The sequence below is a fragment of the Stenotrophomonas humi genome (assembly GCF_001431415.1).
In the GTDB taxonomy this organism is placed as follows: domain Bacteria; phylum Pseudomonadota; class Gammaproteobacteria; order Xanthomonadales; family Xanthomonadaceae; genus Stenotrophomonas; species Stenotrophomonas humi.
The window spans coordinates 75,520-92,674 of the sequence record NZ_LDJI01000019.1 but is presented as its reverse complement, the minus strand read 5'-3'; the positions used below and the strand labels follow the sequence as shown (position 1 = coordinate 92,674).

Annotated in this window: 17 protein-coding genes and 1 pseudogene; 7 read left to right on the top strand and 11 right to left on the bottom strand. The window is 61.0% G+C overall.

Going from position 1 to position 17,155, the window contains the following annotated elements:
• Positions 1 to 9 precede the first annotated feature (9 nt).
• From ABB26_RS09900 to ABB26_RS09885, 4 genes are read left to right on the top strand one after another with little or no spacing between them, the layout of a single operon-like run.
• Complete coding sequence (locus tag ABB26_RS09900; protein ID WP_057633634.1) at positions 10 to 498, top strand: glycoside hydrolase family 24 protein; 489 nt, start codon at positions 10 to 12, stop codon at positions 496 to 498.
• A complete protein-coding gene (locus tag ABB26_RS09895; protein ID WP_057633633.1) occupies positions 498 to 791 on the top strand; it encodes a hypothetical protein in 294 nt (97 codons plus the stop codon). The genes ABB26_RS09900 and ABB26_RS09895 overlap by 1 nt, the downstream gene beginning before the upstream one ends.
• A complete protein-coding gene (locus ABB26_RS18985; RefSeq protein ID WP_057633631.1) occupies positions 788 to 1,354 on the top strand; it encodes a hypothetical protein in 567 nt (188 codons plus the stop codon). Before ABB26_RS09895 ends, ABB26_RS18985 begins: the two co-directional genes overlap by 4 nt.
• Complete coding sequence (locus ABB26_RS09885) at positions 1,354 to 2,817, top strand: tail fiber domain-containing protein (protein ID WP_057633629.1); 1,464 nt, start codon at positions 1,354 to 1,356, stop codon at positions 2,815 to 2,817. Before ABB26_RS18985 ends, ABB26_RS09885 begins: the two co-directional genes overlap by 1 nt.
• A 565-nt stretch (positions 2,818 to 3,382) precedes the next feature.
• Here the strand turns inward: ABB26_RS09885 and ABB26_RS09880 are convergent.
• Positions 3,383 to 3,979, bottom strand: coding sequence for a Crp/Fnr family transcriptional regulator (locus ABB26_RS09880; protein ID WP_245626190.1), 597 nt, complete (start codon positions 3,977 to 3,979; stop codon positions 3,383 to 3,385).
• 823 nt (positions 3,980 to 4,802) lie between these two features.
• Here ABB26_RS09880 and ABB26_RS18980 point away from each other — a divergent pair.
• The gene (locus ABB26_RS18980) at positions 4,803 to 5,009 is read left to right on the top strand and encodes a hypothetical protein (protein WP_152982627.1); all 207 of its coding nucleotides are present in this window, start codon (positions 4,803 to 4,805) and stop codon (positions 5,007 to 5,009) included.
• 318 nt (positions 5,010 to 5,327) lie between these two features.
• Here the strand turns inward: ABB26_RS18980 and ABB26_RS09870 are convergent, their stop codons facing one another.
• The 3 genes from ABB26_RS09870 to ABB26_RS09860 form a co-directional block, all read right to left on the bottom strand.
• Positions 5,328 to 6,074 carry an endonuclease gene (locus ABB26_RS09870; protein ID WP_161809034.1) on the bottom strand — a complete coding sequence of 249 codons (747 nt, stop codon included), beginning with the start codon at positions 6,072 to 6,074 and terminating at the stop codon, positions 5,328 to 5,330.
• 161 nt (positions 6,075 to 6,235) lie between these two features.
• Complete coding sequence (locus ABB26_RS09865) at positions 6,236 to 6,496, bottom strand: hypothetical protein (RefSeq protein WP_152982626.1); 261 nt, start codon at positions 6,494 to 6,496, stop codon at positions 6,236 to 6,238.
• Between the two features lie 590 nt (positions 6,497 to 7,086).
• The gene (locus ABB26_RS09860) at positions 7,087 to 7,458 is read right to left on the bottom strand and encodes a hypothetical protein (protein WP_057633617.1); all 372 of its coding nucleotides are present in this window, start codon (positions 7,456 to 7,458) and stop codon (positions 7,087 to 7,089) included.
• 885 nt (positions 7,459 to 8,343) lie between these two features.
• Here ABB26_RS09860 and ABB26_RS09855 point away from each other — a divergent pair.
• Positions 8,344 to 9,507, top strand: coding sequence for a class I SAM-dependent methyltransferase (locus tag ABB26_RS09855; RefSeq protein ID WP_057633615.1), 1,164 nt, complete (start codon positions 8,344 to 8,346; stop codon positions 9,505 to 9,507).
• 285 nt (positions 9,508 to 9,792) lie between these two features.
• Here the strand turns inward: ABB26_RS09855 and ABB26_RS19700 are convergent.
• Positions 9,793 to 9,900 (bottom strand): annotated as a pseudogene (locus ABB26_RS19700) (transposase); the annotation flags it as partial.
• A gap of 838 nt (positions 9,901 to 10,738) precedes the next feature.
• On the opposite strand from ABB26_RS19700, the gene ABB26_RS09850 reads away from it, so the two are divergent.
• The gene (locus tag ABB26_RS09850) at positions 10,739 to 11,005 is read left to right on the top strand and encodes a putative hemolysin (RefSeq protein WP_057633613.1); all 267 of its coding nucleotides are present in this window, start codon (positions 10,739 to 10,741) and stop codon (positions 11,003 to 11,005) included.
• Positions 11,006 to 11,210: 205 nt separating this feature from the next.
• On the opposite strand, the gene ABB26_RS09845 is transcribed toward ABB26_RS09850, so the two are convergent.
• The 6 genes from ABB26_RS09845 to amaB form a co-directional block, all read right to left on the bottom strand.
• A complete protein-coding gene (locus ABB26_RS09845) occupies positions 11,211 to 12,110 on the bottom strand; it encodes a DMT family transporter (RefSeq protein WP_057633610.1) in 900 nt (299 codons plus the stop codon).
• A 23-nt stretch (positions 12,111 to 12,133) separates the two neighbouring features.
• The gene (gene murB / locus ABB26_RS09840; RefSeq protein ID WP_057633608.1) at positions 12,134 to 13,180 is read right to left on the bottom strand and encodes a UDP-N-acetylmuramate dehydrogenase; all 1,047 of its coding nucleotides are present in this window, start codon (positions 13,178 to 13,180) and stop codon (positions 12,134 to 12,136) included.
• Positions 13,177 to 14,232 (bottom strand): quinone-dependent dihydroorotate dehydrogenase, encoded by a 1,056-nt coding sequence (locus tag ABB26_RS09835; protein ID WP_057633605.1) that lies wholly within the window; start codon positions 14,230 to 14,232, stop codon positions 13,177 to 13,179. The genes murB and ABB26_RS09835 overlap by 4 nt, the downstream gene beginning before the upstream one ends.
• A gap of 4 nt (positions 14,233 to 14,236) precedes the next feature.
• On the bottom strand, positions 14,237 to 15,007 hold the full coding sequence (locus ABB26_RS09830) for a class I SAM-dependent methyltransferase (protein ID WP_057633603.1): 771 nt from the start codon (positions 15,005 to 15,007) through the stop codon (positions 14,237 to 14,239).
• Between the two features lie 7 nt (positions 15,008 to 15,014).
• Positions 15,015 to 15,302 carry a DUF4190 domain-containing protein gene (locus ABB26_RS09825; RefSeq protein ID WP_057633602.1) on the bottom strand — a complete coding sequence of 96 codons (288 nt, stop codon included), beginning with the start codon at positions 15,300 to 15,302 and terminating at the stop codon, positions 15,015 to 15,017.
• An 87-nt stretch (positions 15,303 to 15,389) separates the two neighbouring features.
• The gene (amaB, locus tag ABB26_RS09820; RefSeq protein ID WP_057633600.1) at positions 15,390 to 16,922 is read right to left on the bottom strand and encodes an L-piperidine-6-carboxylate dehydrogenase; all 1,533 of its coding nucleotides are present in this window, start codon (positions 16,920 to 16,922) and stop codon (positions 15,390 to 15,392) included.
• Between the last annotated feature and the right edge of the window lie 233 nt (positions 16,923 to 17,155).

Below are 17,155 nucleotides of genomic sequence, written 5' to 3'. Positions count from 1 at the left end.
TGCAGACAGATGGCCGAGATTTCAGAGACCGCAGCAGGGGGGCGCAACGTCACAGCGTTCCTCCAGATGCTCGCCTGGTCGGAGGGCACGGATAACGGCAGGCAGCCGACGCGGGACCGCGGATACGACGTAATCGTCGGCGGCCAGCTGTTCCGCAGCTACGCTGATCACCCGCGCGTGTTGGTCGATTTGCCTAAGCTCGGCATCCAGTCCACGGCTGCCGGACGCTACCAGCTGCTGCGCCGCTACTACGACGCCTACCGCAAGACGCTCAACCTGCGCGACTTCTCGCCGTTGAGCCAAGACCTGATCGCGCTGCAGCAGATCCGCGAAAGGCGGGCGCTGCCTCTGATCCAGGCTGGCAAGATCACAGAGGCTATCGCCAAAGTGCGGAACATCTGGGCGAGCCTGCCAGGCGCCGGTTATGGCCAGCATGAGCAGAAGTTGGACCGCCTGCTGGACGTGTATCGCCAAGCCGGTGGCGAGGTGCGCGACTGATGGAAGACACGAACATGTGGGGCGTGGGCAGCGGCCTTGGCGTTCTCTTCCTGCTGGGCAAGATGGCATGGGATCGCTTCTTGTCGCCTGAGGCCAAGGCAAACGACCGATTGATCGGCCAGTTGGGTGAGCGCATTGCGTCCCAGGAGGCGCGGCTCGTCACGCTGGAAACGGGACTGGACGAAGAACGCAAGGCCCGCCGCGAAGCTGAGACGAAGGTCTACGAGCTGACGATGCGAATCATGCGGCTGGAGTTCGAGCTGAAGAAGCACAACATCGAGGTGCCGCAGTGATCAATCTCGATCCCCTGCGGCCATATGCCGACCTGATCCGCTGGGGGCTGATCGCAGCGCTTGCCGTCCCGCTGGTGGTGCTGGGCTACCGCTGGGGCGCTTCGCATTGGCAGGGCAAGTACGAGGCCGAAGCCAAGGCGCACACCGACGACAACGCTGCCCACGCAGCAACCCTGCAGGGCCTGGCCGACGCCACCGCTGCTGTGGCCGCCAAGGCGAAGGCTGCATCCCAGACGCTGGCCACCAGCCGACAAGAGAACGACACCCGCTACCAGGAGGCCCTCAAAGATGCGAAACGTGCCAAAGGCGATCTTGCTGCTGCTCTCCGCCGCGGTGATGTGCAGCTGCAGCCGCAGTGGTCCTGTACTGCGCCCGGAACCGGCACCGGTGGTGCTGCCCCCAATGCCGTCCAAGCCAGTGCCGCAGGGCGCTTCAACAGCGCGGCACGAATTGTTGCAGCAGGCGACGCCGATGCCGCAGTGATCGATTGGCTGTGGAGCGGCTGGAAGGCTGACCGCGATGCGGTGATTGCCGCCGGCTGCGCGGTGGAGACCGCACGCTGATGGCCGGCAGCAAGATCAAGCTGAAGGACCAGCTCGGGCGAGTCGTCCGAGTCGGTGGAGAGGCAACGCCTGGTGCTACCGTGGGCCGTGATCTGCGCTGGCCCGACGGAACCATCGTGAAACTCGGCGAGATCAAGAATCCTGCGGTTGATAGCTCGACCGGCGGCATGGCTCCAACGCTTTGGAAGTTGATCCGCGAGATCCCGTCGAACATCCAGAAGCTCGCCAAGCTTGCCGGCGTTGGGTTCACCACGCGCGATGCCGATGGTGAGTGGTACCAGCGCACGATTGAGGCAGGCGAGGGCATCGAGGTCGAGAACGCCGACGGCGTTGCCGGGAATCCGGCTGTCGCCCTTGCCGATGTTCCAGACGGAGGCGGCGGCACGCTGCAGAAGACGGCCTTCGACGCGAAGGGGCGCAAGACCGGCACCAGCGTGGCGACGACGGACGATCTGAGCGAGGGCGCGGCCAACCTGTACTACACCGATGGTCGGGCCGATGCTCGGGCTGCAGTGGCCATCGCCGCACACGTAGCCCAGACGGATCCGCACGCGCAGTACACCACGGTGTCCGAGGCGGCAGCTGCCGCACCAGTGCAGTCGGTGAACACTAAGGCAGGGGCGGTTGTGCTCGGTGCGGCCGATGTGGGGGCGCAGCCGGCATCAGCGAACCTCACTGCCTGGGCAGGGATTGCCCCTGCTACAAAAGCCGATGCGTCTGCGCTTGCGGGAAAGTACGACAAGACGGGGGGCTCGATCACAGGCGCGGTGAGTCTGCGGGGGAACTCCTCTCGATTTGTCTTCTACGACGACAACCTGGACGTGCCTGTAATCGATGTCGGAGCCGGGTACGGTACCGCGACCGACCGGAACGGCTACATCGCGAACCGTAACGCCGCGGGATTTCTTGAAGTCTCCGCGTTTAATTTCAGTCGCCGCTTCCGATTGGTATCCGATGGCTTCCTATTCAATGGCCCTCTCTACCAGAGCGATGACAACCTTTACAGCGCAGGCACCGCAAGCGCGCGCTTTTCAGTTGTCTATGCCGGGACCGGCACGATCAACACTTCGGATGCCCGGGAGAAGACGCCGGTTCGTCCGCTGACTGCCGCAGAGCTTGCCGCAGCCATCGAGCTGGGCGGGGAGATCGGCGCCTATAAGTGGCTGGAAATGGTCGGCGCCAAGGGCGAGGCTGCCCGGGAGCATATCGGCCTAACCGTGCAACGCGCTATCGAGGTCATGCGGTCGCATGGACTCGATCCGTTCGCCCGTGGGTTCATCTGCTACGACGCGTGGGACGAGCTTCTGGAGGTGCTGGGCGATGAAGGCGAAGTGGTGCAGGAGCATCGAACCGCTGGCGACCGATACAGCTTCCGGATGGATGAGCTGCTGGCCTTCATTGCGCGCGGGCTTGCGCATCGGCTTGATGCCGTAGAGCGAAGGCTGGCCGCTGCTGGCCTGTAGCTTCAGACCTTCCCCTGAAGCTCACTCTCTGGGTGCGCGCGGGCGAGGACTCCATGGGTACCAACTATGCTTGGTGTTTACGGAGGCAGCGCTCCGAATAGGTCACTGAGCGCGCCCGGCGACCAGGCAATGGTTGCGTACAGGAATACTATCCAGAGGATTCCAAAGACGATGAATGCGACAAGCGCGCGCATGGTGAACTCTCTGTCTTTGTCTGGCTTCATGACGACTGCTGTGCTGCGAACAATTCGGCTTGAGGGGTGAATCTAGACCTCGTCCTGTGAAGCCGAAGGCAAGGCCTCAGCTTGCCGGTCGCGCGAACCCGCGGTCGCGTCCTTAGATATTTGACAACAAGCGGGTCAGGTCACCGTCAATGAATGACCTGTCTGACCTGTAATCCCACTGCGGTGACAGTCCCCCTGTTCTCCGCAGAGCCGGGCCTCTGACTAGCCTCAGCGGTTGACGCCCGAAAGGCTCGTCGTGAACCGGCTATTTCCTTCCAGTGTTCTTCCCTTGGCCAAAGGGCCAAGTCTCCTGGGGGAGTGTCGTCGACCTTGGGGGTGGCTCAGGAGGCGTCGCGGCGAGAAGCACTGATTTCTTCCAAGGCTTCGCGATCAATAACACGCACAGAGCCGTAGCCTGTTTCTACAATTCCTGCTTGGGTCCAGCGCATCAACAGGCGATTGACCTTGAGTCTTTGTACGCCAATGAGATCGGCCAGATCGCTCTGCGACATCCTTGTTCCGGTGTCGCTTGCTTCAATCACCCGCCGCGCAAGTCGGCTAGACACCACGCCATCATCGTCGCCGGCAGCTGATGCGAGAACCTGCCGTTGTCGCACGCAAATCAAGCGCGTGACCGCGAGCAAGGCTCTCGTGTCCGATTGAATGATTTTCTGAAAAGAACGGGGACTTACGGCAGCGATCTCACAATCATCGGCGGCGACAGCGCGGAATGGCAGGGCGTGCGAGTCCAATAGGATTGTCTCTCCAAACCACTGTCGCGGCCCCAGTAGGGAGCTGAAATATTTGGCCGCTCCCGCTTCGGTTGCGTATCGGACGTGACCGTCTAGTACCCCGAGAAATCCTGATGTCCTCGAGTCGCGCCGCACGATCAGGTCACCCCTTGAGTATTGCCTCACTGTCGCGTTGGACAGGAACATCTGCTCGGCAAAGGTGGGAAGTGCACCGTCTGGGGTCATAGCGTGATGCCGTACACGTTGAGGTTGTTTTCCCTGAACCATCCAAGGCCGTCATACAGACTTTGGGCAGGGGGTATTGTCCTTAGTTGGTACCCAAAAGCAAAGGCCCCTATGAAGGGGCCCTTGTTCTATCCAACGCTCAACGACCAGGTGATTTCCGAGCCGCTGAACCTGTAGCGATATCCTTCGCGATCAACCTGTCGAGCGAGGTTTCCGTCAGCATCGACGAGCACGTTGAATTGAATAGGGCTGATTACCGCAAGGTCTAAAATCTGACCCGCTTCATCCCCGGATATCGTCTCTGTTGAATTCTGAGTGACTGGGCGTCGTTCTTGCCCAGGACCTTCTAAATACAGCTCTACGCTTCCCATTCGGGACCTCCTTGTGGGTCCCCCCAGTTCCTTTAAGCTCCTGTATGGACCGTCGCGCGTTACTAGGGTGTGAGTTTCATTGGGAGGCTCAGGTTGCGCGCCGCCCAACTGGACCACGTTATATGCGCTTCAGAGCGAAAGGTGCAATGTGCGCTTACGAGCTATGCGCCCCCCATTTCTACTGATCGTTAGGCTCTCTTTGATGGGGGCGCTAGTTCGACCAAGGTTACGAGCGGCATGCTGGCCTCGGTTCGCTCCCGACTCGAAGAGCCTTCAACGGCTTTAGGCCTACTTCGACGACAAACGACATAATTGTTGTTACTGCTATTGCTTGAGGATCAAGCGGAGTGATGGGCATAGCCGCCTCGTTGCTCGAATTGGATCGGGTGATATAGCTCAGACTGGAGACTGCAATGCACCCCTCGACCGAATCATTCATTTTTTCGACGGCGGCTCTGCTGCTGGGTGTCCTAACCCTGATTGCAATTCGTTCTGGCCAAGTGCTGAGTGCTTCATCACTCATTGAAATTAGTCGTGCTCAGCAGCCGGTGATCTACTGGGTGGTAATCGCGGTTCAGATCATCGGAGTCGCCGCGTTCGTATGGCTGGCCTGTGTCTGAGAAGGCAAGGGTGAGGCGCTGGTGTCTATGCTCGATCGTCTCGGTGGCGGCAGGGTTGCCCGGCTGCATCTGGACGACGGCGTCAGCGCTCCGCTTCTCACGCGCCGTTGTACCGACTTTGCGGCCGGCCGGCATGGCGCTGAGCTGTGGGTGATGCGCCATGAGGCGGAGCTGCGTGCTAAGGTCGCGCGCAAACAGAAGTGGATGCTGGAGAACTTGGCGCTGCATCCTGCGAGCAGGGGAAGGGGGGGCGTCTACGGCGGAGTCTTGCCAGGCGAACCGATCTGGGAGGCTAGGTCTGACCCTGGCTTGCGAGGTTTACAGGCTGAGGTCGACCAGCTCGCACCCGTTTGAGAGCAAGGGCCGCACGAGGATCTTGTAACCGTCCCGATCAAACCAAGGTGTGGGTTTGGCTAGGCGCTTGGCTGCGTTCTTATTGTCAGCACTTCCAAGGTAAGACCAGTTCCGCACGACGTGGATCTGTTGCATGTCTTCGGTGCGTTCAACGATGCCGATGGCGCCGGTGTAGGGCCACGCCTGTACATGGCGATCGATCAGGGCAGTCAGCAGACGCTGTCGGTGGTCTTCTTTCGATTCCTTATCGCAGCACACGCCCACACAACGACGGAGGGCATGCCGGAAGCACGGCCGCCCCGAGGTGACCTTTTCGATACCAAGCTCGCCATAGCAGAGGAGATGGTCGTCAGCCAGGTCGCGAAGCATCTCGATCGCGGCGTATCGGCTTGGGAACAGGCCGTAGGTGGCGGCATCGCCGGCATCATGCACGTTCCTGATGTGCAGCTCTCCACGTTCCAGGGTAATTGTGCAGAGGCGCCGGTTCCGCCGAAGGCGCTTGTTGAAGAGAGGTTGTTGCAGCTTCACCTGCTGGGCTTCCAAAAGCTGCGCCCCAATATCTCCAGCGGTGCGCACGAATGAGAAACGCCGCGTCATGGCAGCCAGCCTGGCCTCATCAGGGGTGCACAGGTGATCCATCACGCGTCGACGTATATGGATGCTCTTCCCTATGTAGAGGGGTGCATCATGGTCGCCATGAAAGGTGTACACGCCGGGAGCATCCGGGAGGGAGCGAGCCAGAGAGTGCAGGTCGGACGGTGCTGCCATGGCAGGGAAGGATACCGGCGAGCGGCCAGCGATGCAGGGCGCGGTCATTCAGACTCGAGGTGTCGCATCCGGATGAATCAGTCAACTATCTAGGCTGAGGGCCGTCAGCTGCGATAGCTGTCCCTCAATTTTTGAAGCTGCTCGGCAACGGCTGTCGTGCTTCTGATGCGGTCAAGCAAGGTTTCTATGCCGCTGCGTAGCTCTGCCTCGTTGCCGGTGCCCACTGCCGCTCGCAAAGCGCGTTTCGTGAGAATTTGAAGGAAGCGCAGCTTTTCGAGTCGCTGGGAGTAAGTCCAAGTATGTGACGCGACGGTCATCTCTTGTGCAAAGTCGTCCAGGTCCGCACGAGCCTCATCGTAGTCCACGGTGTTACCTCGGACGCGAGGGGCGCCCATCCCTTCACCATAGGCTCTCCGTGACGATCGGATGTGATGAGCGGGATAGTGGGGGCGAGATTCCGTGCCGGTGCTGATCGGCTCAGGCGGGAGGCGGCCAGATTTGAGGCGATGGCCGCTCGGTGGGAGCCGGATGGAGCGGCCTGATTTCCCACCTTATCCGGCTGTAAGTCATTGAGGCATATGTGTCGGAATTGATAGGTTCAGACCAACATCATGGCTAGGCATTTCATATACAAATGAAGGCCTTATCCGGTTTAGAACCACTGCCTGGGGGGCAGAGGGTCGTCGGTTCAAATCCGGCCGTCCCGACCAATTACTGCAACACGGACAAGGGCTTGCGCTTCATTGCGCAGGCCCTTTTTCGTTGTGGTCACTAAGTGTCTACTATTCGTCCACTATCGCGGCAACGAAATGCCAGTGGTTACAGCCTGTCAAGGTGCCTCCTGGTCACCGAGATAGTGCTTGGTCATCGCCACGGTGCTGTGCTCCATCAACGCCTGGATCTGCTCGTTCGTCCATCCTTCATCTTTCAAGAACGCGCCGCCCGAGCTGTGGGTTTAATGGAACGTCGGCGGGTTCTCCATGTCGACATCTGCGTTGTCGCATGCAGTCGCGAACGCGCGCGACAGCTGCTCCGGTAGGGCCTGTGTGGGATGCTCTCGGTCCTTCGCCCGCATGTTGCTGGGGCGCGCCTTCTCCGGCAGTCGGTGAATCAGGAACGGGGAGACTACCGAGTTTCGGCACTGGGCGAGTAGCTCAGCCAGCGTGCCGACCACGGCGATTTCCAATCGCACTAGATACTCCTTCGTATTGGAGGAGGCATCTGGTGTCAGGTTCCAGCGCCACGAGGTCTCGTTCAAAGTGGCTCCTTGCACGATCGGCCTGCCCATGAAATCGCCACCAGCCTCATGGTAGGTGCGTATCTGCATCAGAGGAGCTTGGCTATTGATCTTGTGAGTGAGCCTGAGTCAATTTTCCCAGGGCAATGGAATCCATTGGTCGACACTTTCACGCATCAACAGTAGCTGAGCGGGATAGAGGTCGCGACAGCATTGGGTTGTCTGGAACTCCAGCTCGATTCCCTGGCGAAATGTGCTCCCGTATCATCCGAAAACGCTCTCTCCCTTGCCCTTGCCAGCTCACGCTTGAGCGGAGCCATCTCTTGATCACACGAGGCGAGCTAGTGAACGCATTCGTCTTGGCCCTCTCCCGTTCGTCTCGCCAAGGGTCCAGGACCTGACACGAACGCCAATGCCGGGTCATCTGATTGATGCCGGCACCTGTGTGGCGGATAGGGTCAACGACCTCATGCTTGAACTCGGCGTTGAACTTTCTACCCTTGGAGAGGCGCTCCTTTTTTGCCGATCATCGGCTTTCCTGGAAGTGTTCACCCTGCGAAGGGAAGAGCCCATCTGTCTGGGCCTAGGTCGAAGAGTTGGGATATGTAAGCTGTGAGGCATTCGCTCAAGCATGTCATGAAGGTTGCAATGGCAGGCCCCGTTGCCCTCATTGCCGATGGGAGCAACAGTCATCCGCCCAGCGGTCATGAAGCAGCATCCGACTGATAATTTGATAGGCCGGTCATGGAAGTCGAATGTGGTGTTGTGGAGTGCAGCGTCGCTACCATTAACGCGATGCGGCTCCGCGGTCAGTTCCGGGCGCCAGCGTTTGCGATACAACTTGGTTGATTGCGCACATCGCAGGCCCTGCATGGTCAGTGATGCGCGTGAGGTCATCGAGCGTCCAATGCTTGATGGTGCGGCGGGACTGAAGATCGAAAGTATTATGATGTGTTGACCATCAAAGGACGCCAAATGAGAGCCCTGGAGCGCATCATCAAGAAAGTCTATCCGTTCAATCGTTTGCTGCAGCAGCGCGCCATGCATTTGGAGCGGATCGCGCAACTGAATGCACAGTTGGACGCCTATCGATTCGCTCAGGACGATGAGCGTGCCGGTGACAAGTCTGATCCTAGCCCCGCAGCCTTGGACTTGGCTGGCGTACAGCGGATGCTGTTGCGCTATGGTTTGGATGTATCTTCCAAGACGACAAGTGCGGTCCAGCCATCGCGCAAGATGGTTCTTGATGGCAAGTATCGTCGCCACTTTCGCGAAGTTTTGTTGAATACTTTCTTTGCGGGCTGGTCAGAATCGGTCAAGGGCACCGCGCAGTTTGAGGCAGATCTGGATGATCACATCGAAAAGCGATTCACGTTTTTCTCCGATCATGTGCTGCCTTGGGTGCAGAGCGTCGCGCCAAACATGGGTGACATGGTTGCGCTGGAAGTCGGCTCTGGAACGGGGTCGAGCACGCTGGCTTTTGCGCCTCACGTCCGTGAGGTGATCTGTTTCGAGATAGACCCTGCGTCCGTCCAGGCGGCTGCGCAACGCGCAGCCTATTTCGGACTCAATAATATCGAGCAACGGCAGGAATTATTTGGTCCTCAAAGCCAGTTCGTTACGTCGGGCAGAAGAGCAGATTTGGTGGTTTTCTGCGCCGTGCTTGAACACATGACATACCAGGAGTTGACTCAGGCGTTGCGCACCGCATGGGATGTGCTCTCCCCCGGGGGATTACTGCTCGTTGCTGATACGCCCAATCGACTTAGTAGTTTTGATGAGCACACTAGCTTGCTGCCTTTTTTTACTGCGCTGCCGATGGAGGTCATGCAATCCTACGCCGCTCATTCGCCGCGCAGTGGGTTCGCCGAAGCTATCGCTGTAGCCCCCGACAACGAGCGAGAGCTGCTGCTGACTAGGTGGGGACGTGGGGTTTCATATCACGATTTCGAGTTGGTGCTGGGGCGCGACATTCATCAGCACGTTGTGCTCGATGGGTACGAGTCGGCTATCTGTGATTACGCGCCGCTCCGAATTGACGATGGCTTGCTTCGTGCAGTATTCGATATTCATCGAGTCGAGGCGCATCGCGCCTTCACCCGCGCTAATCTCAACTTCGTCTTGCGCAAGCCGATTTAGGTCAACGCAAGTCGTATTCGGTGATCAGTTTTCCTGTTGCGCATTGGAAATGGCGCCGTGATATGGCTCATTCGCAGGTTGGCCAAGAGGTCGCTGTTGACTCCGGTAATTCAATGTCAGGTTGGATTCGAGGTTTTCCGGTTTGTGATGCTGGCGGAACGCGGTGGGCGTCAGCCAGGGCTGTAACTCGGTATGCATGCGTTTCATTCGAGCCAATTTTTGGCTCGGCGTCCGTTTGCCCTGGCTGCGACGCCTTCATGCCGGCGTATTAAGAACTCCACACTAATACGTCGGCTCGCTGATCCCGTGCTTGCGACAGGTATCAATCACTTTCGCGCCGGCCTCGACCTCTTTCAGGATGCAGGCCATCCAGGATGCAGACCATCTGCTTCTCGGTGATCTTCGGCTTCTTCTAGGGCTTCTTGCGGGGGGGCTTTACTTTCAATTGGATCGAATCATCGAGAACGCTTCACAGCGAATCGTGCTTGCCATGGTGCCTCATGGCTAGCCAGACAGTGCTCCGTCTATGCCACATTGCGGAGACGCTCGGGCACTTGAGTTAGCTGGGAATGCAGCGCTTGCAGATCTGAACGATCGATCCACGGGCGGCAGATCCGGGCTTGGACTGGTGATCGCTCATCAATTCGTTCGAGTGCGAGCAGACAAACCGGATATGATCGCTGCTATTGAGGTATCGCTGTGGTCAGCCTGCTTACGCATATTGAAGATCGCATTGTCATCTCAGTCCCGCCCATGGTCGTTGACCGCATTTGGAGTGAGGTCGGCCAATGGCACCTTTGGGATCCGGACACAAAGCAGGCCTGGCTCAATGGGCCATTAGCAGTTGGAGCCAAGGGCCGTATCGTTCCACGCAAAGGGATTGGCGTTCCGATAGTTGCCACTGAGCGCTTCGCAGGTTGATCGTTCACAGTTGAAGGTCACATCCCTTTGTTTCGCATGCACTTCGAGCATACGGTTTCCCCGGCATGTGGTGGATCGGAGGTCTCTCACAAGGTGTGGTTCACCGGTGGTCTTGCCTTTTTGCTTGAGCTGGGCGTCGCCAAGCAGGTCAGGGAGGGGCTTCCACGGACCATGCGGTCACTGCCGAGGAACGCTCCGAATCCCTCGCCAAAATCAGGCCCGGGCCATTGTTCGTTCACCGATCCTCGGCCTGTTCTTTGCTAGCTTGGCTGTCGTTATCTGTCATCCAATACGCTTGAGGTGCTGGAGCATGAAATCGTTCGCGTACTGTTTTGCGTTGGTCGCCGCCGCTGGAGTTCTGCTGGGCTGCGCACCGAAGGAAGCCAAGGTTGATACGGGGCCGCAGCGAATCGGCATGGCTAATCCTGCCTCGGAACATTGCGTCCGCAAGGGCGGCAAGCTGGAGATCAGCAAAGACAAGGACGGCGGTGAGTTCGGCGTGTGCCACTTGCCTGACGGATCGCAGATCGAGGAGTGGGAATTGTTCCGACGCGATAATCCAAAGCCGGCTGGCTGATTGGCTGGATTTGCAGCGGAAGCGGTTTTCATTTGCAGGTTATGGCGTTCCCGCGAGGGGGCGGGGCATGCCTACGCCATGGTGGCGACAGAGCGCGCTAGCGTGCTGGGCCGGAAGATTGTTGGTGAGGCCACGCCGAGCATGGCTCGGCACTGCCTGCGCGCTCTGCGGTTCGTTGTGCGAGCAGGTTCTTCTAATGCCAGGCTTACTCGCCGGGCTTGGCCGCAGCGGTGGGTTGCTGCGTGGCGGACCTGCGGGCCAGCACGGCTTCGCGATGTGCAATGTAGGCGTTGGAGCCAAGAATGATCAGCGCGCCGAGCACGGTCCAGCGATCCAGGGTCTCGCCGAACAGCAGCCAGCCCATCACCACCACCAGGGGCAGCTGGGTGAAGCTGATGGGCGTCAGCGCGGAAACTTCACCCAGCTTCAATGCGCGGGTCCACAACAATTGGCCGGCGGTACCCATCACGCCGGTGAGCAGCAGCCACAACCAGGCGATGCCGGTGGGCCAGACCCAGACAAACAATGCGGGAACCAACGACAGCGGCACCCAGAACACGTATGTGTAGAAGACCACGGTGTCAGGCCCGTCGATGCGGGTCAGTTGCTTGATCTGGATGGCGACCAGTGCGCTGAGCAGGGCGGCCAGCACTGCGATCAGGCTGCCCGCCTCGAAGCCATGTGATCCCGGGCGCACGATCACCAGCACGCCGATGAAGCCGGCGATCACGGCCGCCCAACGGCGGATGCGCACCTTTTCGCCCAGCCACAACACGGCGGCAATGGTCACGAACAGAGGCGTCGAATACGACAGCGAGATGGCCTGCGACAGCGGCAGGTGGCCAATCGCCCAGAAGCCGCACAGCATCGAAGCCAGGCCGATGGCGCTGCGCAGGAAATAACGGGGCAGTTGCTGGGTGCGCAGCGATCCGTGGCCCGGCCGCAGCAGCATCGGCAACAGCGCCAGCAGACCGAAGGCGTTGCGGAAGAAGGCCACTTCCTGGGTCGGCACGTAGCGGGTGGCGTAGCGGATGGCGATGGCCATCAGGCCAAACGCCATCGCGCTGCCAAACATCAACAGCGCTGCGCGTACCGGGATGGACATGGCAGAAGGCGTTGCAGTGCGGCTCACCACTGCGCGCCGACCAGTCGTGGCTCCGGCTCGATGGGGACGCCGAACTTCTCGAGCACGGACGCGGAGACGCGGCGGGCGAGCGCCAGCAGCTCCGCACCGGTCGCGCTGCCATGGTTGACCAGCACCAGGGCGTGATTGGGCGAGATGCCGGCATCGCCGTCACGCTGTCCCTTCCAGCCGCTGGCTTCGATCATCCAGGCGGCGGAGACTTTGCGGTTGCCTTCGTCATTGCCAGGAAACACCGGCAACTCCGGATAGTGCTGCAGCAGCACGTTCACCTGGTCCAGTGGCAGCACCGGGTTCTTGAAGAAGCTGCCGGCGTTGCCGAGCACATCGGGGTCGGGCAACTTGCGACGCCGAATGGCGATGACGGCGTTGGCGACATCGGCGGCGGCGGGCAGATCAATGCCCATGGCCTTGAGCTCATCACGGATGCCGGCGTAATCCAGTCGCAGCTCATGCAGCAACGGCAAGCGAAACTCGACGGCGATGATCAGATAGCGGTCGGCTTCGTGCTTGAACAGGCTGTCGCGGTAGCCGAAGCGGCAGGCTTCCTGGTCCAGTCGCGCCCAGGTTTGTTCCTGGGTGTCCCAGGCTTCAACGGTCTGGATGAAGTCACCCACCTGTGCGCCATAGGCCCCGATGTTCTGGATCGGCGCGGCACCGACGGTGCCGGGAATCAGGGCCAGGTTTTCCAGGCCGGACAGGCCTTCGCCCAGTGACCACACCACCAGCTCATGCCAGTTGACGCCGGCACCCGCGCGCACGATGGCGTGATCGGCGCGATGCTCGAGGATGGTGATGTCGCGGTTGGCGAAGGTCAGTACCGTGCCTTCCGGGTCGGTAGCCAGCAGCACATTGCTGCCGCTGCCAAGTACCAGCAGCGGGTTGTTGCCGACGATGGTGGCCAGCACTTCGGGAAGCGAGGCCGGGTCGTTCACCTGCAGCAGGCGGGGTGCATGCGCGGTGACGTGGAAGGTATTGAGGTGCTGCAGCGAAGCGTTTTCGGTGAGCGACCAAGCGGGGGGAGTGGTCGTCATAGCGGTGCGACGGCGCCTCCGGAGGGAGATTCGCGGCGGCGACGGATCGCCTCCACACAGTCACCGATCAAGCCCGCGCCCTGGAAGATCAAGCCGCTATAGCACTGCACCAGCGAAGCGCCAGCGGCCATCTTGGCCACGGCGTCGGCACCGGAACTGATGCCGCCCACGCCGATCAATGGCACCGATTCCGGCAGGCGTGCGCGCAGACGACGCAGCACCAGCGTGGATTGGCCCAGCAGCGGAACGCCGGACAAACCGCCGGCCTCCTTTGCCAGCGGGTCGGCTTCAACCGTTCCACGGCCAATGGTGGTGTTGGTGGCGATGACACCATCCACACCGAGCTCGCCGAGCACGCGCGCGGCGGCATCGATGTCACGGTCGCTCAGGTCCGGTGCAACTTTGACCAGCATCGGCACGCGGCGGCCGTGCTGGCTGGCCAGCCGTTCCTGCGCTTCACGCAGCCCGCCAACGAGTCGACGCAGCGCTTGCTCTTCCTGCAACTCGCGCAGGCCGGCGGTGTTGGGCGAGGAAATATTGACCGTGATGTAGTCGGCCAGCGGATAAACCCTTTCCATGCAGATCAGGTAGTCGGACAGCGCGTCTTCATTGGCGGTGTCCTTGTTCTTGCCGATGTTGATGCCAAGCGGGCCGGGCCGATTGCGTACGCGCTCGACGTTCTTCACCAGTACATCCACGCCCAGGTTGTTGAAGCCCATGCGGTTGATGATGGCGCCATGCTTTGGCAGCCGGAACAAACGCGGCTTGGGATTGCCTTCCTGGGGGCGCGGGGTGATGGTGCCGATCTCGACAAAGCCAAAACCCAGCGCGAACAGCGCATCGATGTGCTCGCCGTTCTTGTCCAGGCCAGCGGCCAGGCCAACGGGGTTGGGGAAATTCAAACCATAGACGCTGGTTGGTAGCGGCTTGGCGCGGCTTGCGACCAGCGGTGTGGTGCCGGTGCGCCAGGCCAGGTCCAGCGCGGACAGGGCCAGGCCGTGCGCGCGCTCGGCGTCTAAAGCAAACAGAAAGGGGCGGGCAATGGAATACATAAGCTCAGTTCAACGTGCCGATGAAGGCACGGGTTTGGTACTCGAAGGCGACCTGGCCGTTGACGGCGCAGGTGTCGAACAACTGCTGCAGGGCAGCCAGCATGGGAAGGTGGCGTGGATGCCCGGCCTGCGGTGCGTACGAGGAGGACAGCAGGCGGCCACGCAGGCTGTCCAGGTCCAGATGCTGCACGTTCGGGAAGCGCGCGATGCCGCGCAGGCCGTCACCGAACCAGGCGCGCATCTCGTCATCGCTCTGGTAACGCTCGGCGACCTCGGTGTAATCGGTGCCGTAGTCGATCAACAGCCGCTCGTAGCCGACAAGGAAAGGCGAGGCGTCCAGCAGGCGTGAGTTCCAGAACACCAGCGCCATGCCACCAGGCTGCAGGATGCGCGCCCATTCGCGGCGCACCGCGTTGGTGTCAAACCAGTGGAAGGCCTGCGCTGCGGCGACCAGGCCAACGCTGGCATCTGCCAGCGTGGTGGCTTCGGCAGTGCCGTCGACCATCGTGAGGTGCGGGTAGTCATTGGCCAGCCACTGCGCGGCAGCCTCACGCATGGGGCCATTGGGCTCCACCGCGATCACCGGGTGACCGGCAGCCAGAAAAAGCCGGGTGGAAATGCCGGTGCCGGCGCCGATATCGGCGACCTGCGTTTCGGCCGGTATGCCAATGTCACGATGCAACCATTCCAGCAATGCAGGCGGGTAGCCGGGACGGTAGCGGACGTAGTCGGCGACGCGGCTGCTGAAGCGTTCGGTTGAATCAGAGCGGCTCATGCGGACCTCACGAATTCAGGGCTGCGATCCAGGCCAGACCACCGAAGAACACGATGAAAAGCAGAATGCCGATGACCCACATCGCCACTGACAACCAGCCCAGGATCAGACCTGCAATTGCCAGCCCGTCACCTTCCATCTGGCCGTCGCTGCGGCGGATCTCGCCGCGCCCCATGTGGCCGAAGATGATGGCGCAGATGCTGCCCAGGAATGGCAGCAGGGTCCAGCCGAGGATGCCGGCAACCAGGCTGATCACGGCATAGCTGCTGGTCTGGCGGGGGGCGGGAATGCTCATGGTTGGACCTCCTTGTAGATGCGGACTGCGGACGGAGAATCCGTCCGCGGCATGCAAAGGCTCCCGCCGGGGCGGGAGCCGCTCCCATCACAGGTCGAACTTGATGCCCTGGGCCAGCGGCAGCGAGTCGGAGTAGTTGATGGTGTTGGTCTGGCGACGCATGTACACCTTCCAGGCATCGGAGCCGGACTCACGGCCACCGCCGGTGTCCTTCTCGCCGCCGAAGGCGCCACCGATCTCGGCGCCGGAAGTGCCGATGTTGATGTTGGCGATGCCGCAGTCGCTGCCGGCAGCCGACAGGAACTTCTCGGCGGTCTTCAGGTTGGTGGTGAAGATGGACGAGGACAGGCCTTGCGGCACGCCGTTCTGCATGTCGATGGCTTCGTCCAGCGTGCTGTACTTCATCACGTACAGGATCGGGGCGAAGGTTTCGTGCTGGACGATTTCGTCGCTGTTCTTCAGGCCGGTAACAATCGCCGGCAATACGAAGTTGCCCGGACGGTCGATGGCGGTACCGCCGATTTCGACGTTGCCACCGGCGGCCTTGGCTTTCTCGATGGAGGCCAGGAACTGCTGCACGGCCTCGGGGCTGTTCAGCGGACCCATCAGGTTGGCGGCATCGGTCGGATCGCCGATCTTGCCTTCCACCTGCGTGTACGCCTTGACCAGCGTGGCCAGCACGTTGTCGTAGATGGATTCATGCACGATCAGGCGGCGCGTGGTGGTGCAGCGCTGGCCGGCGGTGCCGACGGCGCCGAACACGATGCCCGGCACGGCCAGCTTCTGGTCGGCGGTCTCGTCCATGATGATGGCGTTGTTGCCACCCAGCTCCAGCAGGCAGCGACCCAGACGCTGGGCGACCTTCTGGTTGACGGTGCGGCCGACCTGGGTGGAGCCGGTGAAGGAAATCAGCGGCACACGGCGGTCTTCGACCATCTTTTCCGACAGCGCGGTGCCGGCATCGTTGATCAGGAAGAACAGATTCGGGAAGCCGGCGTCCTTCAGCGCGTCATTGCAGATCTTCATCGTGGCAATGGCGGTCAGCGGGGTCTTGTTGGACGGCTTCCAGATGCAGATGTCACCGCAGATGGCGGCCAGGAATGCATTCCAGCTCCACACCGCGACCGGGAAGTTGAAGGCCGAGATGATGCCGACCAGACCCAGCGGGTGGTACTGCTCGTACATGCGATGACCCGGACGCTCGGAGTGCATGGTGTAGCCGTACAGCATGCGGCTCTGGCCCAGCGCGAAGTCGGCGATGTCGATCATCTCCTGCACTTCGCCGTCGCCTTCCGGCTTGGACTTGCCCATTTCCAGTGCGACCAGCGAGCCCAGCGCGTCCTTGTGCTTGCGCAGTGCTTCGCCGCACAGGCGTACGGCTTCGCCGCGGCGCGGGGCCGGGGTGGTGCGCCATACCTTGTAGGCTTCCTGCGCTCGGGCGATCACGGTTTCGTAATCAGCCTCGGTCGTAGCCTGGACTTCTGCGATCACTTCGCCAGTGGTCGGGTTCTGCGGCTTGAGGACGCCCGCGCCGGTGGCGGTCGACCACTCTCCGTTACCCAGATAGGTGCCAGCGTTGGTGACATCCAGAGCCAAAGCCTTGAGTAGCTCAGAAGACATGCAAACTCCTGTTTCTTAACGTTATTTTGGCGCCGTCGTGGGTGAGGTGGGGGCGACGGGGTGAGCGCCACATAGTATCAGAGTGAACCGATGGCCCCGCGCGGGCGGAGCTGGTTGACGTCATGTGGGGGCGCGGCTTTGCACGGATGCGTTGAAATCATGTTGCGTTGCGGCGCGCGGTGCTGTCGCTCGCGGCCGTTTTCGGCGATATTCGCCCACCTTGGCAGGGGCTT